The following is a 24,374-nucleotide window of genomic DNA, read 5'->3' on the forward strand; positions in this document are numbered from 1 at the left end:
TATCCCTTTTTACTATTAGTTCTTGCTTTCGCATCGTGTAAGAAAGACGAGCTGAATACGAGCCCGACGGACGCCGTTTCCGGAGAACTTGTATTGTCAACCACGAAGAACCAACTCGCTTTGCTCAATGGTACTTATAGAGCTTTTTATAGCCAATACTCTTACGCCGGTTCCGGACAGCAGGATCAGGGCGGACAGGGTTCCATGATGATTAATATGGATATGCTGGGCGAAGATCTGGTGCAAACAGCGCAAGGTAATGGCTGGTACAATTCAATTTACAAATGGGAGGCAAGCAGGAGCTCAAAGAGTTCTACTACAATTTTCGCCTATCGCTTTTACTACAAGATCATTGGAGCAGCTAATCAAATCATTGAATCAATTGATAAAGCTAGCGGTCCTGAGAGCGAGAGAAAGCAGATTAAGGGCGAAGCTTTAGGTCTGAGAGCATGGTCTTACTTTCAGCTGGTTCAGATCTTCGGTAAAAGATACGACGCGGCGGCCAAACCTAACAAACAGTTAGGGGTGCCTTTGTTGACTTCTTTTAATCCGAAAGGACAACCAAGAGCGACAGTTGAAGAAGTATATGCCCAGATTAACAAGGATTTGGACGAGGCGGTTACGTTGCTTACCAAAGGGGCGCCTGAGAACAATGTTCACTTTAATCTAAACGCTGCCTACGGGGTGAAAGCAAGGGTTGCTCTAGCGATGCAAGACTGGGCGAACGCTGCTGCCTATGCTGTTCAGGCAAGAACCGGCTTTAGCCTAATGTCGAATGCCGAAATGTTGAAGGGCTTTAATTCGTACTCTAACAGCGAGTGGATGTGGTGCAGTCATCAAATTGACGACCAGACCACTTATTTTTATTCCTTCTTTGCTTACATGTCGGCTAACTTTAATTCTTCCAACATTCGGAGTAATCCGAAGGCGATTAACAAGCTCCTCTATGCGAAGATTGCTTCTACTGATATCCGGAAGCAGTGGTGGGATTCGACGGGCGCAACCATTCCGGTGCCTCCGCAGGGGAATAAGAATCCTTATTCGAACAAGAAGTTTTTAGCAAAGAGCTCGAGCAGTAGTGTGGGTGACGTAGTTTACATGCGCGTATCTGAGATGTACTTAATTGAAGCAGAGGCTCAGGCACATTTGGGTAATGATGCCGCTGCAGCTGCGGCTCTTTATACTTTGGCTAAAAACCGGAACCCGTCTTATGTACTCTCTCCCCGTACCGGGCAGGACCTCCTTAATGAGATCCTCGTACAGCGGCGCGTAGAATTGTGGGGCGAGGGATTTCGGTTCTTTGACCTGAAGAGATTAAACCTGGCGCTTGATCGCAGGGGTTCGAATCAGGACGAGGCGCTGGCGGTTACAATGCTTGTGCCGGCCGGTGACAAGAGGTGGCAGTTTTTGATCCCTGAGGATGAAATTAACGCCAATAATGAGGTCCTGCAGAACGAGATTTAGTACCGGTAAAGTACCCTCGTTGCTTTTGTAAGCCTGCGAGATGTATGATGTTTGAATAAGGGGATATACAGCTGTATGTCCCCTTATTTGTACTCGCCTTTTTATCGTCTTCTTTTATTAAATTCGTATATTGTCTATACCTCATTTCATTTCAAATTATGAAAACTGCACCTCGTTCTGTCTTACTATTTTTATTTTGGGCTTTTATGTTCATTTTATCATCTTGCTCAAGATATTACGTTAATACGATTGAAAGTGTTAACGTGGCGAAAGATCGAAGCTCAGGCGCCTTCAAGTATGAGAATGACTCCGTTGTAATTGTTTATAGCTTTTTCGGAAAGAATGCGCCGATTCACATTGCTGTTCAGAATAAGCTGAACGAGTCTCTTTATCTAGACTGGACCAAGTCTGCCCTTGTGCTGAATAATAAGGCGGTAAGCTATTCGGGGAATAAGGTGTACGTAGCTGGGAGCTTTTATGGCGATACTTTCAAGTGGAACAGAATGGTAACAGATGCCTCTGGTAGTCTTAATGCTTCAGCAGAACTCCCGGAGGGCGTGGTCTTTTTGCCTCCACATTCCGAGATCGAGCGGGTGCCTCTGTACCTTACTGATGGCGGATTTGACCATATGCCCGACAGCCTTTATAAAGAAACCGACTTCCTTTATCCTGAGAACGGCGCAATAAAGGTAAAAGCAGCAGTGTTCAGCGATAAAAATTCTCCCCTGCAATTTAAAAGCTACATCACGATGTATACTGGTAAGGCGGCCGACGTTAAACATGTAGGTTATGAGCATAGCTTCTTTGTTTCCAGGTCCATTAAGACCAGGGCCAGACCAACAAACGTCGCGGAATATCAAAATAAAAGCCCAAATATTTTTTACACATCCAAAGCTACTGCTTATGGCAAAACGGTTGCTGGTGTAGGAATAGCTACTGCCATTCTTGGATCCGCAGCTCTGATAGAGCATGATGAGAATACCGCCTCCTCTTCCAAGTAAAGAGTGTCTCTGTTTATGGAAAAATCTTAGAATATGGAGTTTTTTTGAAATAAAAAGGCGAAAGTCGCGTGTGTTTTTGTTGTAATTGTATCTTTTTAATTACATTATTGTGTTTTTTTTAGATTAAAATCATATATTTATGATAATCATTAATTTAAAAAGGACATATGAAAGCACGTTTATCGTTTTTCGTGTTCCTGTGGCTTGTTGCATCTATCACTATGGCCCAGGAACGCACTGTAACGGGTACGGTTAAAGGTAGGGACGATGGTTTACCTCTCCCCGGAGTGAGCATCAGGCTGAAAGGCACACCTATCGGTACCCAAACCGGGCCTAATGGCCAGTTTTCTCTCAAAGTTCCCGGTAATAACTCTGTTCTGGTTATTTCCTACGTTGGTTATACAGCTCAACAAGTGACTGTAGGTGCAAAATCAACGATTGAAGTTCTCCTGAGTGCCGATGCTACACAGCTCGGCGAAGTAGTGGTTACGGCTCTTGGCGTCCAGCGTAACAAGAATGAACTGCCTTATGCAGCGCAGCAAGTGGGCGGAGAAGAGGTAACCAGGAATAGAGGGAGTAACTTCGTGAACTCTCTCTCCGGTAAGGTGGCGGGTCTTGACATCCGCCAGGGAAACAACTTGGGCGGTTCCACCAACGTTGTGATCCGCGGTTACAAATCCATAACGGGAAATAACCAGGCTCTTTACGTCATCGACGGTGTGCCCGTAGGAAACATCACGAATAGCAGTGGAACGACCAATACCAATGACACTCAGATGGGACGGGGCGGATACGACTACGGTAATCCTATTTCCGACATCAATCCCGACGATATTGAATCTATAAACGTCCTGAAAGGCGCCGCTGCGACAGCTCTTTATGGCTCAAGGGCAGCGAATGGCGTGATCCTTATTACCACCAAGAAGGGTCGTAAGAACTCGATGAGCGTTGTAGTGAATAGCGGCGTTACCTTTGGCACTATTGACAAAAGTACTTTTCCAACTTATCAGAAGCAGTATGGAGCGGGATACTCAAGGTACGACTATCCATCTCCCGACGGTCGTTTTCTCTACCGGGATGTGAATGGAGATGGAAAGCCGGACCTTATCACGCCCTTTTCTGAGGATGCTTCTTATGGAGCTGCCTTTGATCCAAACCTGCTGGTATATCAGTGGAACGCGTTCGATCCCTTCTCGCCTACTTATCAGACCCCAACACCGTGGGTGGCTGCAGAACACGGTCCCGAGTATCTGTACGAGACAGCAGTGTCTTCCAATCAGAATATCACGGTCGCCGGAGGAGGAGAGACAGGGACTTTCAAAATTGGCTATACACGCAATGATGATAAGGGAGTTTTGCCAAATAGCAAGCTGACTAAAGACATGTTCAATCTGGCTGCCTCCTATAATCTGACTAAGAACCTGACCGCTAATGCGGATGTTAATTACTCCAACACTGCAGGTCTGGGGAGGTACGGTACCGGCTATAGCGGGCTTAATCCTAACCAGGCGTTCAGGCAGTGGTTCCAGACCAATGTCGACCTGAAAGAGCTTAAAGATGCTTACTTCCGAAAAAGACAGAATATTACATGGAACTGGACTAGTCCCACTAATCTGACTCCTATTTATACCGATAACCCCTACTGGACACGATACGAGAACTATGAAAATGACTCAAGGAACCGGTACTTCGGATATGCAAGCTTAAGCTGGAAGCCCCTGGAGTGGTTTGATGTATTAGGCCGTGTTTCTATTGATGGATCTGAAGAATTTCAGGAAGAGCGTATCGCTGTCGGAAGTGCCGACGTAGCGGAATATTCTCGCTACAATCGCCGGTCAAAAGAAATGAACTTTGACCTGCTCCTGAACTTCAACAAGAATATTACGTCTGACCTGTCATTTAAGGGATTGCTGGGGAGTAATATTAGAAGGAACTATTGGTCAAGCATTTCTGCCGCAACTAACGGTGGTCTGGTTATTCCTAAACTCTATTCTCTTAACAACTCTGTGAGTTCAATTATTCCGCCGACAGAGAATGACGTAAGTATCGGTGTCGATGGTGTTTTTGCGGGCGCTACTTTTGGGTATAAAGAGATGGTGTTCCTGGATTTGACGGCCAGAAATGACGTCTCCACGACCTTGCCATCGAATAATAACTCTTTCTTTTATCCCGCTATCTCAGGTAGTTTTATTTTTTCAAAGCTGCTCACTAATACTCCCTGGCTGTCTAACGGTAAATTTCGCTTAAACTATGCAGAGGTCGGAAATGACGCGCAGGCTTTTGCTGTCTACGACATATATGATAAGCCAACAGGGATGGAAGGTGCTCCTATCTTCTCTCTGCCGAGTACAAAAAACAACTCTGCCTTAAAGCCTGAGCGGACAAAGAGTATCGAGACCGGGGTTGAAGCTGACTTCCTCGACAGCCGGGTAGGGCTTTCATTTACCTGGTACAAGACGAATACGCTTGATCAGATTATGCCGGTCTCTGTCAGTGCAGCAACTGGCTATACTACTAAATACGTCAACGCGGGAGAAATCAGGAATATAGGAACGGAGCTCACTCTGTACTTTACTCCATTCAGATCACGCGATTTCTCCTGGACTACCAATGTCAACTTTGCACGTAACCGCAACAAGGTGCTCTCCTTGTATCAGGGAGTAGCAAATATTCCTCTTTTCCCGGTAGGCTTTACCAGTCTCGGGGGAGGTGTCACTGTAAATGCAACTGTTGGACACCCAATGGGAATTATCCGGGGAACCGGATATGTATACCATCCTGAAAATGGCCAGCCGATGGTGAATGACCAGGGTTACTACATGGCGGGTCCTTCTACCGACATTATCGGCGATCCTAATCCAGACTGGACAGGGGGTGTGAACAACTCGTTCAGGTACAAAAGCTTCGGTCTGAACTTCCTGATTGATGTCAGGAAAGGCGGTGACATTTGGTCGCTCGACCAGTGGTACGGCCAAGGTACCGGACTCTATCCTAACACAGCGGGACTGAACGACCTTGGTAATCCTTCTCGCCTCCCGGTAAGCGAAGGAGGAGGGGTGATCCTGCCTGGTGTGAAACAAGATGGTTCTCCCAACGACATCCGCGTAGAGAATTACGACAGCAATATCAGTCCGTTTGGATATCCTAACAATCCGCCGCGAGCTACAGCCATCTATGATGGAAGCTTCGTAAAGCTTCGGGAGGTTGCACTGAGGTACAGTTTGCCGGATAAGCTCATCTCCAAAATCAGACCGTTCAAGGGTATTGATGTCTCGCTGATAGGACGAAACTTATGGATCATTCACAAGAACCTTCCTTATGCAGATCCTGAAGATGCCTTAAGTTCCGGTAATATCCGTGGTTACCAGAGCGGGTCTTATCCTGCTGTCAGAACTTACGGGTTTAATGTAAGATTTACTTTATGAGAATGTTTGATATGAAAAGATATGCTATAGTACTTATTCTTCCATTGATGTTCCTGGCATCTTGTGTCAAATCTCTGGATGACTATAATATTGATAAAAAGAAGCCCTCACAGGTTCCTCCATCAGGCTTATTTACCGGTGCCATTCTTAACTTGACGGACATTATTACCAATCCAAACGTGAATGTTAATTCCACGAGGTATTTTGTCCAATACTGGACCACTACAACCTATCTGGATGAACCGCGCTATAACCTCACGGCAAGAACGATTCCTCTTGCCCAATGGCAGGCTATCTACCGAGATGTGCTTACTGACCTTAACGAGGCTAAAAGACTGGTACAGGCCGATCAGACTTTAACAGAACCCGAGAGGAATAACCGCACCGCACAAATAGAAGTGATGGAGGTCTACGCGTGGTCTATTCTGGTAACCTCTTTCGGCGATATTCCTTATTCAGAGGCCTTGAAAATTGAAAACTCGCAGCCTAAGTACGATGACGATGCTGTTATCTTTCCTGATCTCATGAGGCGGCTAAATGAAGCGATTGCGATGTTTAATGCGGGAGCAGAAGGATTTGATGAAGGGCCGGATGTATTGTACCACGGGGATATCGCACAGTGGATTAAGTTTGGGAACTCACTGAAGTTGAAACTTGCCCTGGTTATTGCCGATGTTAATTCTTCGGCTGCTTCGGCTGCAGTAAAAGAAGCGGCTCCTAACGTGTTCTCGAGCAGTGAGGACAACGCCATTTTCCCCTATGAGGGAGCAACGCCGAATAACAATCCAATGGCTGATGAGATGAATCCGGCGTTAACGAGCCGCAAAGATTTTCTTCCGGCAAATACGTTCGTTAATGCATTAAATGCTTTAAATGATCCCCGGAGGTCGAAATTCTTTGAGGATAATATCGACGGCGGTTATGTAGGAGGAAATTACGGATTCACCAATACGTATGATTCCTACACTCATTTCAATCCGGAGACGTACAGACTTGATGCACCAGGTCCGCTGATGACCTACTCTGAGGTGGAATTTTATCTGGCAGAAGCTGTTGAAAGAGGCTTTATTACAGGCTCGGCTGCCGACCACTACAACAAGGGCGTCACGGCGTCGATCATGGAGTGGGGCGGAACGTCAACAGAAGCGCAGACATACCTTGCACAGCCGTCTGTAGCGTATGCAACAGCTCCTGGCAACTGGCAGCGTAAGATCGGCACGCAGGCGTGGATCTCTTTCTTCAACCGGGGGTACGAAGGCTGGCTCGAATGGAGACGCCTTAATTATCCTGTATTATCACCTCCCACAGGCGGGAATGCTCCTGCTGGCCTCTCTATTCCTGTCCGCCTTATTTATCCGCCGACAGAGAGCAGCTTAAACGCCAATTACGGCGCAGCAGCGCAGGCGATAGGGGGAGATTTAGTTACCACCAAGTTGTTCTGGGATGTTAATTAAACCAGTGTACCTTTCTAAAATTATGACTATGAGAATTTTTAAATTGCAATATAGCCGAACGCTGATGGTCCTGCTGGCTCTCATTGCCGCTGTCGCATTTACAGGTTGTGAAGATGAAGAAGACGACTTTGTTCCTCAGCCAACCAACTACATCACGTTCTCTCCAACATCGCAGAACGTGCCGGTAAATACACAGTCGCTCACCCTGAAGGCAGATCTGAAAGAATTTCAGGGATTAGAAATCAGCAACATCGATCTGTACTTCATCGCAAACTCCAATGAGTATACGAAAAGAATTGCAGAGTCTGAAGCTTTTAAAAGGGAAGCCAACGCGAGTTATTTTGGAAACAAATTAAACGTGACTTACCAGGGTGAGAAGAAATCAACGGATTTTACTCTGCCGTTTGATCAATATGAAATTACGATCAACGTTCCCTTGAACGTGTACAGGCCAGTGGTAAAAGACTTCTTTTATGCGGGGATTGAGCTGACCTATTCGAACGGTTCAAAGTACAGGATGACCACACGAGTTGATTTTGTGTCAAATCCTCAATAGAAAAATGATGAATAAAATACCCTGATCAACAGGGTATTTTATATGTTCTATCTAAATTAAAGCAGGCCCCCCATGGGCTTGCTTTTTTGCTGATATTAACGGGCGGAATTAAGAAAACGATACAGTAGTCGTCTTTTCTGATACAAACAGATCTACTTCACTGCCAAGTCTCAGTGAGTAATTGTCGGGAATGTGGCCAGCCGGAAAGTCAAAGCAGACAGGGTAGCTGTATTCTTTAACCAGATTCATCACAATTTCCGGTATCGACTCTCCAAACGGAATTGCATTGTCTTTTACGTCAGTAAAGCCGCCTACGATCAGTCCTCTCAGTTGTGAGAGCTTCCCTGCTCGTTTCAGCTGCCAGAGCATCCGGTCTATTGAGTACAGGTATTCGCCCACATCCTCAATGAAAAGGATCTTGTCATGATAGTCCATCTGCGAAACCGAGCCGGTCATAATTACCAGCAGGGTGAGGTTCCCTCCTATCAGAATTCCGCTTGCCTGTCCTGCTCGTCCTGTTGTCTGAGGCTGGTACTCGTACCGGAGCTTTTCTCCGAACAAGGCGCTCCTGAGAGAATCAAGGGATGGCTTGGTGGCGTCGGGTACATTAAGCGGCATCTGCCCGTGAATGGTCTGCACCTGGCAGCATGCGTGCAGGTGACTATGGAGGACGGTAATGTCGCTAAAGCCGACGAGCCATTTGGGTGACTTTACAAATCCTGCCAGATCGAGCTGGTCAACGATGCGGATCGTTCCGTAGCCGCCGCGCGCAGCAACGATCGCCTTTATCGACGGGTCATCGAGGAAGCGTTGAAGGTCTTTGGCCCTTAGCTCATCGGTGCCGGCAAACTGGTGGTGCGAGGCGTGCACCGTATCTCCCAGGACTACTTCGAGCCCCCAGGAGCTTAACAGGTCAATGGCCGTGCTTATATCAGATGGGAGGCTCTTTCCTGGACAAGTGATAGCAATCCGGTCGCCTTTTTGCAGATATGGCGGTGTAATCATGTGCAGTAATCATTAAAGCTCGAAAGTTAAGGGTTTTTTTCATGCTCAATCTGTATCTTTGAACGGTTATCCACAATCGATTTTTGAATGTCTGAACTAGATAATTTTAAAAGATATACAATTACGTCCGCGTTGCCTTATGCAAACGGGCCCCTTCATATTGGTCACCTTGCCGGAGCCTATATTCCGGCTGATATTTTTGTACGCCATCTTCGTCTGCGGAAGAAAGATGTAGTATGGGTCTGCGGATCCGATGAGCACGGTGCTGCCATTACCATTAAAGCAAAGAAGGAGGGTACCACTCCCCAGCAGATCATTGACAAGTATCACGAGCAGATAAAAGACAGCTTTGAGCGCTTTGGCATCGCCTTCGACATTTATCACCGCACTTCTTCTGCTATTCATCACGATCTTTCTCAGGAGTTCTTTCTGAACCTCTACGAGAAGGGGGAGTTCATTGAGAAGGAATCGGAACAATATTACGATGCCGAATACGATCAGTTCCTGGCCGACCGCTATATCATCGGAACGTGCCCTAACTGTGGAAACGACGGTGCCTATGGCGATCAGTGCGAGAAATGCGGTACTTCACTCAGTCCGACCGATTTGATCAATCCGAAATCTACGCTGAGTGGAAAGACGCCTGAGCTGAAACTGACGAAGCACTGGTACCTTCCTCTCGACAAGTATCAGCCCTGGCTGGAGGAATGGCTGCTTGAAGGCAAAAAAATAAATGGAAGACGAACGTATACGGGCAGTGCAGTTCCTGGCTTAAGGCAGGCCTTCAGCCCCGCTCCATGACCAGAGACTTGGACTGGGGTATCGATGTGCCGCTTGAAGAAGCAAAAGGCAAGAAATTGTATGTGTGGCTCGATGCGCCAATCGGTTATATCTCTGCTACCAAGCAGTGGGCTCTGGATCATAACAAAGACTGGCAGCTTTACTGGAAGAAACAGGCAAACGAAGAGGATGACTCTTGTCTGATCCACTTCATTGGCAAGGATAATATCGTATTTCACTGTATCACCTTCCCATCCATTCTGCATGCGCACGGCGAGTATATCCTTCCGCAAAACGTGCCGGCTAATGAGTTCCTGAACCTGGAGGGCGACAAACTTTCTACTTCGCGGAACCACGCGGTATGGCTGCATGAATATTTGGAGGAGTTCCCCGGAAAGCGGGACGAACTGCGATATGTTCTTACTTCAATCCTTCCGGAGACATCAGATAGCGAGTTTACCTGGAAGGACTATCAGGCGCGGGTAAATAATGAGCTTGTTGCCATCCTCGGAAATTTCGTGAATCGTGTGATGATTCTCATGCATAAGTATTATGAGGGGAAACTGAGCGGCACTACTGCCTTTACAGACGAGGTGCTAAAGGGGCAGGTTGATAAAGCATACGGAGCAATAGCTGAGGGTATAGAGAATTATAAATTCAGGCAGGCGCTTTCCGAACTGATGGATGTGGCGAGACTTGGGAACAAGTACCTCACTGATAAAGAGCCGTGGAAGACGTTTAAGACCGATCCTGAGGGCACCCGGGAAGTGCTGCAAAACTGTGTGCAGATCATTGCACACCTGGGCGTACTGGCCCAGCCATTCCTTCCGGATGCTTCCGGCAAGATCTTCTCCATGTTGAACCTTCCTTCAGACGGTCTTGCCTATGGTGAGAAGATCCGTTTTGCGGAGGGACATCAGCTGAATCAGGCAGAGCTGCTGTTTGAAAAAGTGGAAGATGCGGTGATCGAGAGGCAGCTGGAGAAACTTAGCCGCGCTAAAGAAGTGGTAGCTGCGCCGGCAGAAGCGGCTCCCGCCAAGGAGAATGTAAGCTACGACCAGTTCTCAGCCATGGACATCCGGGTGGGAACCATCCTGGCTGCTGAGAAAGTAGCCAAGACAAAGAAACTGCTGAAACTGACCATTGACACTGGTATTGACACCAGAACAGTGGTATCAGGTATTGCGGAATATTTTGAGCCGGAAGCTATCATTGGGCAGCAGGTAAGCATCCTGGTGAACCTTGAGCCAAGGGAAATTAAAGGAATTGTTTCAAAAGGAATGATTTTGATGTCGGAAAATACAGATGGAAAACTTATTTTTGTAACTCCGGCAGAAAGCACTGCGAATGGTAGTGTGATCCGCTGAGGAAGTTGGCCCTGTAGTTCAACGGATAGAATAGAAGTTTCCTAAACTTTAGATATGGGTTCGATTCCCGTCGGGGCTACAATCCCGCTTTACGATGAGTAGAGCGGGATTTTTGTTTAAAAAGCGAGTTTAGTGCCCCTCCGAAGGATGCCAAACGCAGGGTTTGCTTCGATTCCTCTCGCTTCAACTGGAGAGAAAAAGTGCAATAATGACTTTTTCTCTCTGAGAATGCACTTACTTCCCTTCTGCCCCCGCCATTAGCAGTTGTTCTAAGATTTCCGTATAACCTCGTTCGCTGGCAAAGTCCATGGCACTCCGGCTTTCGTTGTCTAAAGCGTTTACATCCGCTTCCTTTTCAATCAGCATCGCCGTGAAATCATTAAACCCACATTGTGCAGCTACTAGAAGCGGCGTTTCGCTTAAACTGTTGCGCGCGTTAATGTCGGCTCCTGCATTGATCAGCAATCTGCCCAGATGATGATTGCCCATTCCGGCTGCGTAGTGTAAGGCAGAGTTTCCGTTCAACAGGCGCAGATTTACATCAGCACCGTTTTTAATAAGCAGTTCTGCCAGATGGATATTGGAATTGTTGACAGCCAGAACCAAAGCGGTAACGCCATCATTATTTAGCTCATTTACATTGGAAGGATCTGCTTTTAACAAAGCTTGTACTGTCTCACTTCTGTTATTATATACCGCCTGGTGCAGCGGAGTGTTGCCATGATCGTCTTTTTGTGCCACACTTCCGTTTGAAATGGCTGCAATCAAATCTCGCATGCCGTTAGCTGTAACATGATCCAGCACGTTGTAACCGGCATTGTCTTTAACAGAGGTATCTGCTCCTAAACTGATCAGGTATAAGGCGGGTTCGGTTTTGTATGCCAATACTGCATAAAACAGGGGCGTTTGCCCGCTGTTGTTGCTGGCGTTGATATCACTGCCAGCCTCAACGAGCAGTTTAATAATTTCCTTATTTCCATTCCGAGCGGCAACATGCAACGGGGTTTCGCTGCTATTGTTGGCCAGGTTAACGTCAGCACCGGAGTCAATCAACAGTTTGACGATATCCCTGGCGCCTTTGCTGCAAACGTAGTATAATGGGGTGTTGCCCAAACCATCGCGTTTATCTACGTTAATTCCGCCCTTTTTCAAAAAAGCCTGTACAATTCCTTTCTGCGCATTTTTACATGCGTTTAAAAACATATTATCCATTGCGTATTGCTTGCCTGTCTAATTCATTAATTGTTTAACCACCGCCTCATTGTTTTGCTGAATAGCGATATCCATCGCCGATTGCCCTGCATTGTTTACCCTTTCCAAAGTCGACTTGTCCTTTTCCACAATCAGGGAGACGATCCTCTTTCCGGAGCTGTGATCAGAGTTGCCGGCGGCATAAATTAAAGCTGTATTGCCTGCTTGATCTACATAGGTAACATCGGCATCATGATCAAGCAATAATTCGGCAATGCCATATTTCATTTCGTTGCCTTTCTGAGCAAACGACATCAACGGTGTTTTGCCCGACTGGTTAGGCTGGTCAATAGTAGCGCCGGCATCAATCAGCTCTTCTGCCAGCGTCGTATTCAGGTCGGCCATATAACCGGCCTGGCATACCAGGTTCAGTGCCGTATTGCCCTCATTGTCAACGGCAGCATCAGCATTGAGTCCATTTGCCAGCATAACTTGCAGCATCGTTACAATGTCTTTGGGGTTTTTGCTCATGCCGCGGCCTAAGTTGCTCACTCCTTTAGTTAGTAAGTAGTAAACAGCGGTCTCGCCGTTGCCCGACCTGAAATTGACATCTGCACCGTTTTCAGCCAATAGCTGCACTAATGGTGCAGACGGATACTCACAAGCGAGCATCAGTGGCGTGCGACGGTACTGATCGTCTATTTCGTTTAGATCGGCTCCTGCCTTTATTATAGCATCCAACGCTACAGGGTCGCGATTTAACACAGCCTGATGGATGGTCATCCCCCCAGTAGCCACATCGCTTTCATCCCCGGAAATTAAGGCCGCTACCTCTTTTACTCCGCTGCGCTGCGCATAAGTGAGGGGCGTGGTCCCAAATGCGTCCTTATCTTCTATATCAATACCACCTTTTTCAAGCAGTATCCTTATCGTTTTCATAACGGCCGGTATGGCGCCCGGTATATCTTTTCGGTTACCCAGTTTTTCACAGATTGCATGCAACACATTCATCTCCCCCGAGTCCGTGGCATCCATCCTGACGCCGGCTTCGCCCATAGCCTGCAGGAATGGATACATATACAGCAGGCCTGCTTCAAAGTAAGCCACTTTGCCTGAATCATTCTTCTTTTTTGGGTTGATGCCAGCATCCAGCAAAGCCTGAGCAGCACGGTAAATCTCCGCAGCTCTTTCTTCCAGTTTTGGATCGGTGAAATTAAAGCGGGTGCTAGTGAGTGTATGTAACGCGGTGTTCCCGTATTTATCGGTACGTGGTTTTAAGCCGGCCTCCTTTAGAAAGCGGATGGCATCCGCATCTGCAAAACGAGCTGCCAGATGGTATAGGTTCTCCTCGTATTCATTGGTGATGCTGATGTCGGGCAATTGCCTGAACATGGCCGGCATATCAGCCTTTGCATCTTCGCTTGCAAATAGATTGCGTTGGTACGCCTCTTTTATTTTATCAAATTCTTTTGTCATTCTTTATCGGGCTAATTTTAGTGCCTCTGTAATATCTTTATATCCTTTGTGAGCTATCGGCGTGGCTATGGCTATCACTTTTGCATAATTGCTCAATTGTAACCAGCAATTAGTTTTAAGCCTGACAATGGCGTCGTGCACCAAAGCAGGAAAGCTTTCAACGTAAGCTTCGCTCATTCCCTGAAGATAGTCGTCAGTCTGATTTTGCTTGTTCCTGATTTGGTTGAATTCTTTATCAGGATTAAGCGGACTGGCCCGGCTGACAGGAGGAGTGAACTGAATTCGTTCAAGGTGGCTTAGCGCTTGCTCGTAATTGCCGCTCCAATGCAGGCAAAGCGCCGTATTGTAAAGCGCAGCCGTTGAAACAGATCGTTGGTTGATCAGCAGTTCATATGCTTCTGCGTAACGCTGCTGTAGCAGCAGCTGTAAAATGAAAGGTTCCGAACCAGAAGTAGCTTTATGATTAACTGTGCTTCCTAATAGCATAGCTGCATGTTAGTATTTGAGCTAATTTTTGTTTTGAATGCTGCAAAGCGATTGAAAAAATAGATCTGTATTAAGGCATTGATCATTCCTGTCTGCAAATACTTTCTAAAGTCTGGCTTTGAACATTTAAGCGAATGTGCATCGCAAATTGATTAAAGAAACACTTGTAAGATGGTCTTGTTGACGAAAAATAATAAATTTCATTGCCTGCGGATGAAGAAGGCTCTTATCTGTCTGATCGTTACTTTGTTACTAATTTAAGCGACCCCCTGCGCTTCTGTTAAAATCAAGTTCAAAAGCCATATGTACACCAGGCAAAGGAGTAAAAGCTGTCCCTTTGCCAAACCGATGGGGCCGGGTTAGCATTGACGCTGTCGCTTAAATGGACACGCGGGGGCAAGGGCGATCTGGATCTACACACACCGATGGTTAAAACCTTTCTCGCTGTAACCGTTTTTTCACTGCTTCAGGTAATGATGCGCTACGCATCCGGACTTGAAGCGTATTGTGTCAAGGAGCCTTAAGTTAAGTTTATTCCCGATGCTGTTGTGATCCAGCAGACGTCTTCCTTTTCCCATCATCACAGGATGGACAACAAAATGGAATTCGTCGATGAGCCCTGCTGCTATTAATTCGGGAAGCAGGCTAATACTGTCTGCCATAATTTTTTTGCCCGGCTGTTGCTTAAGCTTCAGGAGTTCTCCGGCAGGATCACTGCGTATAATTCGGGTGTTTTGCTCTGCATGTTCTAACGTTCGCGAAATGACAACTTTGTCAATCGAACAAAGCTTTTCGGCGCATCTGTTCTCGTCTTCTGACCCGGACTGATTTTTCGCAATATCGCTCCAATAGGGAAACATGAGCTGATACATGATACGGCCGAAAAAGATCAGGTCGGCATCCTCCATTATTCCTGTGAAATAGTCGTGAACATCTTCGCAGGGGTTAAAAGCGGTGTGGTCGCAATAGCCATCCAGGCTGATGTTTATACCGAACGTTACATTTCTCATCTTACTGGCTTTTGTATGATTTGCTGGTAGAAGTAAATGTAAAGAATGGACTGAGATATTTCGAGGGTGATCCGCGACAAAGAAGGAACATTTCCGGACATAGACCAGGTCGCAATCTCCCCCGGATTTGTCGTTTTTCCATGTTTCCAGGGAGTAGTCGATAGTTTATTTTTGAATAAACTAATTTGAAGAACGTCATGGCAACCCAGATCTTTGTGAATCTACCCGTTAAAGAGCTCAGCAGATCGGTCGATTTTTTTACCAGGCTCGGTTATACCTTTAACCCGCAATTTACCGACGAGAAAGCGACCTGCATGATCATCAGCGACACCATCTATGTAATGCTCCTGACAGAAGCCTTCTTTCAATCTTTTACGAAGAAAGAAATACTAGATGCTCACAAAGCTGTTGAGTGTTCTATTGCGATATCTGCCGATAGCAAAGACGCCGTCAATAAAATGGTTGCCAAGGCAGAAGCAGCAGGTGCTACGATACCCAATCCGGCCAGTGACTATGGCTTTATGTACCAGCACAGCTTTGAAGACCTCGATGGTCATCACTGGGAATTCGTATGGATGGATCCGAACGGCCCGCCTTCGGATAAATCTTAACCCTAACTTAACAGCCTCTTAATGCAGAAGGAACACGGACGGGCTTGTTTTGCATCAAATTAAATTGATGAAAACACGTTTATTTTATTTCCTTCTTATCTTTTTGCTGTTGCCAGGCGCGGGGCGTCTTATGGCACAGATCGAAACTACTGCTTCGATAAGCGGACAGGTGACAGATGACCAGGGTCCTTTAGCAGGTGCGACTGTCATTGCCCTGCACCAGCCTTCCGGCTCTTCTTATTCTACCACCTCACGAGGTGACGGGCGTTACAACCTTCCTAACCTCCGCATCGGCGGCCCCTACATTGTGAAAGTTACCTTTGTTGGTTATCACGTGGCTCAGCAGGAACTTGCCAAACTTGCACTTGGTCAGAATTACACCGTAAACTTAAGGCTAAGCCCTAACAGTGCCACCCTGCAGGAAGTTGTAGTGTCGGGTAAGCAAAGCAAGATTATCAACTCCGGCCGTACGGGTGCTTCGCAGAACATTTCCCGCACGCAGATTCAGAACCTTCCCACACAGAACCGCAGTTTCGTGGACTTTGTGAAGCTTACTCCGCAGTTCTCCCTGCAGTACAACAATCCCAGCTTTGCCGGCAGAAGCAATCTGGCTAATAACTTTACTGTTGACGGTGCGCTGTTTAACAATGCATTCGGTTTGCAGGGCACCATCGGCAGCCAGACTAACTCGCAGCCGATCAACATGGACGCGTTCGAAGAGATCTCCGTTAACATCGCTCCTTACGACGTCCGTCAGAGCGGCTTTACAGGAGCTGCTATCAACGCAGTGACACGCAGTGGTACAAATGAGTTTCAGGGATCCCTGAACTACTACACAAGAAGTCAGAACCTGGTTAGCAAGAAGATCTACACCGGTGTTAAGTCGCCTGTTGGGAACTTCGATCTGAAAGGCTACGGCTTTACAGCTGGAGGTCCGATTATCAAGAACAAGCTGTTCTTCTTCCTAAGCGGCGAGCTGGAGCGCCGTACTGATCCGGGTACCTCCTTTATCGCCTCTCGGAACGGCAGCACCGGTCCTAACGTGGCCAACGTGAAAGGAGAAGACCTCGACGCACTTTCAACATATCTCCAATCCCTCGGTTACAACCCAGGTCCCTACGAGAACTATTCCCTCGACCAGAACAGCGACAAATTCTCGGTGAAGCTTGATTACAACATCAATTCCAGGAACACGCTTACCGCTAAGTATTTTTACTTCAGGTCATACAAAGACATTCTGCCAAGTAACAGCGGTGCGCCAGGAAACTCGAGACAGCCATCGAGGAACTCACTGCCGTTCCAGTCTGCCGGATATGGCATTAACAACAACATGGACAATGTGAACCTGGAGCTCAGAACACGGTTTAGCAGTAAGCTGTCAAACCAACTCACCCTGGGTTATAACCGCATGCGTGACTTCCGTGAGAGTAAAGGGAACAAGCCTTTTCCTTTGGTAGACATAAAGAATCCGGGGGGCTCAGCCTATACCTCTTTTGGCTATGAGCCGTTCACAGCTTTTAATAAGCTGAACACAGATGTCCTGCAAATCACAGACAACGTAAGCTTCTATACAGGAAAGCACGAGTTTACTCTCGGCGGTAATTTTGAGCATTACAAGACACTGAACGGGTTTGCGCCAAACTACTACGGTGCGTACGTTTTCAACTCCATGGACGACTTCTATAAGAGCGCCAGGGACGGTGTTTCAAATGCAGCCCTGTACAAAGTTCAGTACTCGGTACTACCGGGTGGATCCTTTCCTTACGCACGCCTTCGCACCAACCTGCTTGGCTTCTATCTGCAGGACGCTTATTCTGTAAACGACGATCTGAAGATCACAGCAGGATTGAGAGCGGACTTGCCCATGATCAAAGTGATGGACAAGCAGAAGAATGAGAATGTAGCAAACCTTCTTTTTGCTAGCGGAGAAAGGCTTGATGTAAGCAAATTCCCAAAAACCAGCATCCTTTGGTCGCCAAGGGTTGGCTTCAACTACAACGTAAATGGAGAAGGTACTACGCAACTTCGGGGGGACCGGTATTTTCTCAGGACGTCCTCCGCTTGTCTGGCTGTCTAATCAGGCAAGCAATAACGGGGTACAATTTGGTTCTGAATCAATCGATAACCCTAAAAACCGTCCATTCAATCCGGATGTTGACGCTTTCCGCAACCTTAACAACGCCACAGCGGCAAACAATACGAGATACAATCTAGCAGTGACTGTGAAGGACTTTAAGTTTCCGCAGATATGGAGAAGTAACCTGGCAGTGGATCAAGTGCTTCCGGGTGGCGTTACCGGAACGTTGGAGGCTTTATATGCAAAAGACCTTAATGCGGTCTATTTAAGAAATGCCAACCTTAATACTTCTGCCTATACCGCTCTGGCCGGTGCAGATAATCGTCCAAGATACACGGCGCCCAGAATATATGGCGCAGCCAATCCAACTCCGGCTAATCCGAATATCTCCGACGCCATCGTGATGGACAATACCAGCAAAGGGCATAGCTTAAGCTTAACAGGAACGCTCCAGAAAGAGTTTAAGAGCGGTTTTTTTGCGATGATGGGTTATACTTATACCGATGCCCGATCTGTTAACGACGGAGGTTCTATTGCTCAAAGTATGTGGCGCGACAGGTACGTAGTAGGAGATCCTAACTCAGAGACCCTGTCTTACTCATCCTACATGGTGAGAAACCGGTTTATTGCTTCTGTCGCTTACAGAAAGGAATATCTTAAACATCTTGGTACCACGATATCGTTGTTCTATCAGTTGCAGGACGGCCTGCGTTACTCTTACGTCTATGATAATGACCTGAACAACGACGAACAGAGGGGGAATGATCTGATCTATGTGCCGCGCAATCAGGATGAAATAGTCCTCGTACCGAACAGTCCCACTGACACAAGGACTGCGGCTCAGATGTGGTCCCAGCTTGACCGCTATATCACACAGGACAGATACCTGAGCACAAGAAGAGGAAAGTACGCGGAACGGAACGGACTCGTTGCTCCTATGATTGGAACGCTTGACCTTCGTATTGCGCAGGATATTTTTGTCAAGGCAGGCGGAAAGCGTAACCAGCTCCAGTTTACACTGGATGTGTTTAACTTCGGAAATATGATCAACCGCGAATGGGGTGTGGCAAAGGCGGTTAATCGCACAAGCCTCCTTTCTTATAAAGGATTGGATGCTACTGGCAAACCTACCTTCTCATTCCCGATGGTGGACGAAGCGAATGGCATTCCGCTGACTTCCACTTTCTACAACCAGGTAGACGAGAATTCAAGATGGAGGATCCAGATCGGTCTCCGTTACAGACTCAATCAGTAATAACCGGCCATTTGGCCTCAAAACAAGAAGGCCCTGCCGACACCGGCAGGGCCTCTTTTTGTTTTTAATCAGCGCATTTATCCTCCATGTCACGCTTGCATCTGTCGGTCCCTACGCTGCTGTCGAGATATACTTAATCAGGCTTCGTTTAGCCAGGGGCAGCAAGGTTTGCTCCAGCGGAAATGTAATATCGGTTTCCACATGGTAAACAGCCGGATTCGGAAACTCTCTGCGGCTATGGATCAGATCTTTCCTGATGGCTTCAGGCGTTCCGTATATGAAGTTGCTTTCGTACGTGGTCACATGCTCGGTGCTGATGCCTCTGTACTTCTCGTCTTTATTTTCAAAAATAGTCACCCTAAACTCGTAGACATGTGTGCCCTTTGCATCCCCGTTACGCAGGAGCATGTAGCCGTGGTAGGGATATAACGGCACTACACCTATCGTTTCAATTCTGAGCCTGCTTTCCACAAAGTCATAGATCTCTTTCCCTGCTTTTATAGCAGGGTCAATTTGCCTGATGGAGTAATTGATGATCTGCTCAATCTCCTGCATGAGCGAGTCGTCCTCCACCATCTTCTCGTATGTTAATCTTACCGCCTCGAGATCCGCACTGGTGAGCCGTTCGGGAAAGGACTTCTGCAAACCCGACTTGTTTTCTTTGAACTTCAGCAGGTTATTGTAATGAAAAACAAGGTCGTTGAGGTCCGGATATAGCTTGGTTTTGTTGAAATGTCTGTTAATCTGCTGCAGGTAGGCTAGTAACTGATATTTCTTATGTTCGAAATCGACGGATCCTTCTATAAACCAGTTAACACTTAACGTATTCATATTTCCTCCTTTTACATACAAAAACCATTCATGAGCTGCGCACCCAAACGGCACAAGAAAGTGGTTGAGTGTGCTTTGTAGCCATTAAAAAAATACACTTTCACAAAAAGCCAACAGGGAAGCCGGCCATCAACCGAAAAGAATAAAAGCTTCCTGTTCCTGATCGGCTTCATTGCCCTTTAAAAAAACAACTTATATTAATGAAAAAAGGTCAAATTTGCAATAATGCCAAAAGGAACTCTTTTTCTTATTCCCGTCCCTCTTGCAGACGATTCTGCAGAAAGGGTATTGCCGGCCTCGCAGGGCCACTTGATTAACAATATCAAAACCTATATTGTTGAGAATGAAAAGACCGCCCGGCGCTGGTTGAAGGAGATGGGGCTGCAAAATCCCCAGAGCTCATTGAAGATCCATGTCTATGGCAAGCATTCAGAAAAGGATAACCTGTCGCACTACTTTGGCGAGCTGGAGAGCGGAGAGGATGTAGGTTTAATGAGTGAGGCCGGTTGCCCTGCAGTGGCAGATCCGGGGTCTGAAATAGTGGCTGAGGCACACCGGCGGGGAATAAAAGTGGTACCAATGGTCGGACCAAGCTCCATTCTTCTTGCCCTGATGGCCTCCGGCTTTAATGGTCAGAGCTTCACATTTCACGGTTACCTGCCCATCGATAAGGCTCAAAGAGCTAAGAAGATCCGCGATCTGGAACTAAGCTCTGAAAAGTACCGTCAAACACAGATCTTTATCGAAACGCCTTTCAGGAACAATCAGCTTCTGGAGGAAATCCTTCGGTCCTGTCAGGGCAGGACGCGTCTTTGCGTGGCCTGTAACGTAACGGGAGCTGATGAACAAATTATTTCCTTGCCTGTTGATCAATGGCGGAAGCTTAAGCCAGACTTTCATAAGAAGCCTGCCATCTTCCTCCTGTTGAAATGATCAAGTTACCCTCACACTGCCAGATCCTGATTGTCGGTGCCGGCCCTTCAGGCCTCATGATGGCTGCTCAGCTACTCAGGTTCGGCCTTCAGCCTCTTGTTGTTGATGTAAAAACTGGTATTAATCAGCAATCCCGGGCCCTGGCGGTGCAGCCAAGGTCGCTCGAGATATTTCGGCAGCTGGGCCTGGAGAAACGTCTCCTTGAGCATGGAAACATGATCAGTGGCTTATCTGCTTATGAAGACACTGAACTGCTGGGAACGGTAAGCCTCGATGCTGACTCTGGTGTGAAGAGCAAGTTTCCGTACGTGCTGGTGCTTGAACAAAGCAAGACCGAGCAGATCCTGCTTGACTACCTTACCGCCCATGCCTGCCCTGTGTACTGGAATTGTGAGTTGCTCGAAATACAGATGAAGGACAAGGGGACGCGTGTTCTGATAAGGAACAGGGAGGAGGTGCAGGAGCTTGACTGCGACTGGCTGATAGGGGCCGACGGCGCATCGAGCGGCGTCAGACAAATGCTGGGCTTCAATTTCTCAGGAGGGACGTACCTTAATCGCTTTTATCTTGCCGATCTTACCTTAAGGCGGGAAGGCCCGGCAAACCAGGTTCAGGTATTCCTCAGGTCCGAAGGCTTTATTGGCGTCTTTCCTATGAAGAACGACCGCTACCGTTTTATTGGGGTTCTGCCCGAAACCCTGGAGAAGCGGAAAGACCTTTCGTTCGCTGAGATTAAACCCTACCTTACCTACACGTTGGGCTTCCCTATTCAGGATGAGGTATGTAACTGGTTCTCTGTCTACCAGCTGCATCACCGGATTGCCGACCGTTTCAGAAGAGGAACATGTTTCCTGATAGGCGATGCGGCGCACATCCATTCTCCGGTTGGCGGACAAGGCATGAATACAGGGCTGCAGGATGCATACAATTTGGCGTGGAAGCTGGCTGGCGTAATCATGAGTGAGTTTGACAGGGGAATACTGAGCACGTACCAGGCTGAACGCCTCCCGGTGGCGGCTAAGCTTCTGAAGACTACTGACCGTTTCTTCAGCATCGCCGTAAGCCGCAACTGGCTCATCAGGCGGCTGAGAGGCTGGCTCCTGTCTAAAGTCCTGAACTGGAAGTGGAAGGGGAAAGCGTTTCCCGCGGGATTATTTTCGCAAATAGCACAAACTAACATCAGCTATCGGTCCTCCGCTTTGTCTGTTCATCATGCCCGGCCGGGACAGGTCATGGCCGGCGACCGGCTTCCCTACCTGGAGCTGTTTGATGAGAAGAAAAAGGAGAAGACCGATCTTTATGCCTGGTGCTCAAAGCCTGGGTTTACACTCCTCGTAATCGGACTTCTCAGTCAGCGCGATCTTTATCTCCTGGCTAAGTGGATTAAAAGCACGTACCCGGCTCTCCTCAATTTCTATTATCTCCCTCCCTCATCAGCTAACGAGCATATTGCAGCCGCATTTAACCTAGCGAAAGACGGAAAAAAGGCCGTCATTGTGAGGCCCGACCTTCACATCGGTTATATGAACGATGTTGTAGATATCGAACTGATCGAGGGCTATCTCAAAGAAACAGTGGGCTGGAGAAAAGCCGGTTAGTAGATCATCCGTGCACGGTCTCTTTTTTACCGTAGTTTTGAATAACCACCGCTTCATAGTCCAGAAATTCGTTCCAGCGCTTATCTACATCCTGACCTTCCGCGTATTTCTTTGCCAGCTTAATAAAAGTGGTATAATGGCCCGCCTCGCTGATCATCAGCTCGTGATAGAATTCCGAAAGGAACTTGTCTCCTATATTCTCTGAAAGTACCTTAAACCGTTCGCAGCTTCTGGCTTCGATCATTGCTGCAAATAACAGCCGGTCTATCAGCTGATCCCGACGGCTGCCTCCCTTCTTCAGAAACTTGAGGAGCTCGTTGACATAGTCGTCTTTCCTCTCCCGCCCGAGTACGTATCCGCGCTCCAGGATGATATCGTGAACGCGCTTAAAATGGTCCATCTCTTCTTTAGCCAGTTCGGCCATTTCCTGCACCAGGTCAGACAGCTCGGGGTTTTGGACAATCAGTGTGATTGCATTGCTCGCTGCCTTTTGTTCACAAAAGGCATGGTCTGTTAGAATCTCTTCAATGTTGCTTTCCACGACGTTCTTAACCCACAACGGATCAGTCGGGAGCTTAAGTTTCAGGATGGTTTTTTCTGTGCTGGCCATATGCTTGTTATCTCCGGTAAATTGAAAGTAAAGATAAGCCTTTAACCGGCATCAGCGGTAGAGGTTTTTAGCATCTATAAAGTCAAGGACGGCATCTGGTAAAAAGAACTGAACGCTTTTGCCTGCTTTAAGCGACTTTCTGATGAAGGTCGACGAAATTTCCATGAGCGGGGTCTCGGTAAGCGTCACAGAGGGGTGGCTAGCCAGTTCTCCGCTGTCAAAACCAGGCCGCGGATAAACGAACACCCCATAATCCCGCAGGATCAGCTCGTAATTCTTCCATTTTTTCAGAGAGGCAAGGTTGTCGGCTCCCATGATCAGTGAAAACTCGTGCTCCGGATATCGCTCAGTCAGATGGGCAAGTGTGTCAATGGTGTAAGAGGGCTGCGGCATCTTAAACTCCACATCAGTTACCTTTAAATTGACGGCGTGGTCCGTTGCAAGTTTCGCCATTTCCAGCCGGTCGTACATGTTGATCAGACCGCTTTTGTCCTTGAGCGGATTATGGGGAGATACCACCAGCCATACCTGCTCAAGAGATGTATAGTTGGCCATATAATTTGCGATAATTAAATGGCCAACATGGATAGGATTAAATGAGCCGAAAAAAGTCCAACTTTCATCGTTATTTCTCTCCTCTCTGGTGCAGACAGTGTCCTTATTTAGCTAAAAAACTCCTGACGATCTTTTCTGCTTCGTCACACGCGGTTTGCAGGTCGTTATTGGGAAGGATTATATCGAAATTTTCTGCAAAGGTCAGTTCTTTTCCTGCCTTGGCTATTCTTTCTTTCAGCTTTTCTGCACTGTCGGTTCCCCGCCCTGCCAGTCTTTGTATCAGTACTTCCAGCGATGGCGGCTGCACGAAGATGGAAAGTGCCTGCTTGCCAAACTTCTTCTTCAGCCTCATGCCTCCCTGTACATCAATGTCAAAAACGACGTGTTTCCCTGCATCCCATATTCGCTGTATCTCCGAGCGGAGGGTTCCGTAAAAGGTGCCCGAATACACTTCTTCGAATTCAACGAACTCATGCTTGGCTACCTTGTGCAAAAATTCTTCCTTGGTAATAAAATAATAATCCTTTTCGTGCGATTCCGTTCCGCGCGACTCCCGCGTGGTTGCGGATATTGAGAAACAAAGTTCAGGGATTTTCTTTAAAAGATAGTGAACGATGGTGGTTTTGCCTGCGCCTGAGGGAGCTGAAAATATAATGAGTTTGCCCTGGGTCATTTGTTGTGATATGTTC

Annotated in this window: 19 protein-coding genes, 1 tRNA gene and 1 pseudogene; 12 read left to right on the top strand and 9 right to left on the bottom strand. The window is 47.3% G+C overall.

All coding sequences use genetic code 11. The annotated features are described in order from the left end of the window. Positions 1-93: 93 nt before the first annotated feature. The 5 genes from ACES2C_RS06450 (at position 94) to ACES2C_RS06470 (ending at position 7,900) form a co-directional block, all read left to right on the top strand. On the top strand, positions 94-1,464 hold the full coding sequence (locus ACES2C_RS06450) for a RagB/SusD family nutrient uptake outer membrane protein (protein ID WP_374166164.1): 1,371 nt from the start codon (positions 94-96) through the stop codon (positions 1,462-1,464). Between the two features lie 263 nt (positions 1,465-1,727). Next, the gene (locus tag ACES2C_RS06455; RefSeq protein ID WP_374166165.1) at positions 1,728-2,465 is read left to right on the top strand and encodes a hypothetical protein; all 738 of its coding nucleotides are present in this window, start codon (positions 1,728-1,730) and stop codon (positions 2,463-2,465) included. 167 nt (positions 2,466-2,632) lie between these two features. After that, a complete protein-coding gene (locus ACES2C_RS06460; RefSeq protein ID WP_374166166.1) occupies positions 2,633-5,890 on the top strand; it encodes a SusC/RagA family TonB-linked outer membrane protein in 3,258 nt (1,085 codons plus the stop codon). Between the two features lie 11 nt (positions 5,891-5,901). Continuing rightward, positions 5,902-7,344 (top strand): SusD/RagB family nutrient-binding outer membrane lipoprotein, encoded by a 1,443-nt coding sequence (locus tag ACES2C_RS06465; protein ID WP_374166167.1) that lies wholly within the window; start codon positions 5,902-5,904, stop codon positions 7,342-7,344. Positions 7,345-7,372: 28 nt separating this feature from the next. Next, positions 7,373-7,900: a hypothetical protein gene (locus tag ACES2C_RS06470; protein WP_374166168.1), complete on the top strand. Its 528-nt coding sequence runs from the start codon at positions 7,373-7,375 to the stop codon at positions 7,898-7,900. 108 nt (positions 7,901-8,008) lie between these two features. Here the strand turns inward: ACES2C_RS06470 and ACES2C_RS06475 are convergent, their stop codons facing one another. Next, positions 8,009-8,905 carry an LD-carboxypeptidase gene (locus tag ACES2C_RS06475; protein WP_374166169.1) on the bottom strand — a complete coding sequence of 299 codons (897 nt, stop codon included), beginning with the start codon at positions 8,903-8,905 and terminating at the stop codon, positions 8,009-8,011. Positions 8,906-8,992: 87 nt separating this feature from the next. On the opposite strand from ACES2C_RS06475, the pseudogene metG reads away from it, so the two are divergent. Together metG and ACES2C_RS06485 are read left to right on the top strand one after the other, a co-directional pair. Next, positions 8,993-11,052: pseudogene (gene metG / locus ACES2C_RS06480) on the top strand (methionine--tRNA ligase). A gap of 7 nt (positions 11,053-11,059) precedes the next feature. Then, positions 11,060-11,131 (top strand) — tRNA-Arg (locus ACES2C_RS06485). Positions 11,132-11,286: 155 nt separating this feature from the next. On the opposite strand, the gene ACES2C_RS06490 is transcribed toward ACES2C_RS06485, so the two are convergent. From ACES2C_RS06490 to ACES2C_RS06505, 4 genes are all read right to left on the bottom strand, one after another. Beyond that, the gene (locus ACES2C_RS06490; protein ID WP_374166170.1) at positions 11,287-12,264 is read right to left on the bottom strand and encodes an ankyrin repeat domain-containing protein; all 978 of its coding nucleotides are present in this window, start codon (positions 12,262-12,264) and stop codon (positions 11,287-11,289) included. A gap of 18 nt (positions 12,265-12,282) precedes the next feature. Then, positions 12,283-13,719: an ankyrin repeat domain-containing protein gene (locus tag ACES2C_RS06495; protein WP_374166171.1), complete on the bottom strand. Its 1,437-nt coding sequence runs from the start codon at positions 13,717-13,719 to the stop codon at positions 12,283-12,285. Between the two features lie 3 nt (positions 13,720-13,722). Further along, positions 13,723-14,205: a hypothetical protein gene (locus ACES2C_RS06500; RefSeq protein WP_374166172.1), complete on the bottom strand. Its 483-nt coding sequence runs from the start codon at positions 14,203-14,205 to the stop codon at positions 13,723-13,725. 458 nt (positions 14,206-14,663) lie between these two features. Further along, entirely contained in the window at positions 14,664-15,215 is a 552-nt protein-coding gene (locus ACES2C_RS06505; RefSeq protein ID WP_374166173.1) for a dihydrofolate reductase family protein, read from the bottom strand. Positions 15,216-15,412: 197 nt separating this feature from the next. Here ACES2C_RS06505 and ACES2C_RS06510 point away from each other — a divergent pair, with 197 nt between their 5' ends. The 3 genes from ACES2C_RS06510 (at position 15,413) to ACES2C_RS06520 (ending at position 19,158) form a co-directional block, all read left to right on the top strand. Then, positions 15,413-15,826, top strand: a complete 414-nt coding sequence (locus tag ACES2C_RS06510) for a VOC family protein (protein WP_374166174.1) — start codon at positions 15,413-15,415, stop codon at positions 15,824-15,826. A gap of 67 nt (positions 15,827-15,893) precedes the next feature. Then, positions 15,894-17,903: a TonB-dependent receptor domain-containing protein gene (locus tag ACES2C_RS06515; protein WP_374166175.1), complete on the top strand. Its 2,010-nt coding sequence runs from the start codon at positions 15,894-15,896 to the stop codon at positions 17,901-17,903. Continuing rightward, positions 17,830-19,158 (top strand): hypothetical protein, encoded by a 1,329-nt coding sequence (locus tag ACES2C_RS06520; protein ID WP_374166176.1) that lies wholly within the window; start codon positions 17,830-17,832, stop codon positions 19,156-19,158. Before ACES2C_RS06515 ends, ACES2C_RS06520 begins: the two co-directional genes overlap by 74 nt. Before the next feature lie 111 nt (positions 19,159-19,269). Here the strand turns inward: ACES2C_RS06520 and ACES2C_RS06525 are convergent, their stop codons facing one another. After that, entirely contained in the window at positions 19,270-19,989 is a 720-nt protein-coding gene (locus ACES2C_RS06525; RefSeq protein WP_374166177.1) for a hypothetical protein, read from the bottom strand. Positions 19,990-20,214: 225 nt separating this feature from the next. Here ACES2C_RS06525 and ACES2C_RS06530 point away from each other — a divergent pair, with 225 nt between their 5' ends. Both ACES2C_RS06530 and ACES2C_RS06535 read left to right on the top strand, forming a co-directional pair. Next, complete coding sequence (locus ACES2C_RS06530) at positions 20,215-20,922, top strand: SAM-dependent methyltransferase (protein WP_374166178.1); 708 nt, start codon at positions 20,215-20,217, stop codon at positions 20,920-20,922. Continuing rightward, positions 20,919-22,520, top strand: coding sequence for an FAD-dependent monooxygenase (locus tag ACES2C_RS06535; RefSeq protein ID WP_374166179.1), 1,602 nt, complete (start codon positions 20,919-20,921; stop codon positions 22,518-22,520). The genes ACES2C_RS06530 and ACES2C_RS06535 overlap by 4 nt, the downstream gene beginning before the upstream one ends. A 4-nt stretch (positions 22,521-22,524) precedes the next feature. Here ACES2C_RS06535 and ACES2C_RS06540 read toward each other — a convergent pair whose 3' ends face one another. From ACES2C_RS06540 to gmk, 3 genes are all read right to left on the bottom strand, one after another. Then, a complete protein-coding gene (locus ACES2C_RS06540) occupies positions 22,525-23,130 on the bottom strand; it encodes a tRNA-(ms[2]io[6]A)-hydroxylase (RefSeq protein WP_374166180.1) in 606 nt (201 codons plus the stop codon). Between the two features lie 51 nt (positions 23,131-23,181). After that, on the bottom strand, positions 23,182-23,685 hold the full coding sequence (gene nadD, locus ACES2C_RS06545) for a nicotinate (nicotinamide) nucleotide adenylyltransferase (RefSeq protein WP_374166181.1): 504 nt from the start codon (positions 23,683-23,685) through the stop codon (positions 23,182-23,184). A gap of 103 nt (positions 23,686-23,788) precedes the next feature. Then, positions 23,789-24,358: a guanylate kinase gene (gmk, locus tag ACES2C_RS06550; RefSeq protein ID WP_374166182.1), complete on the bottom strand. Its 570-nt coding sequence runs from the start codon at positions 24,356-24,358 to the stop codon at positions 23,789-23,791. Between the last annotated feature and the right edge of the window lie 16 nt (positions 24,359-24,374).

Origin of the sequence: Arcticibacter sp. MXS-1, assembly GCF_041902385.1 — a bacterium.
Classification (GTDB): domain Bacteria; phylum Bacteroidota; class Bacteroidia; order Sphingobacteriales; family Sphingobacteriaceae; genus Arcticibacter.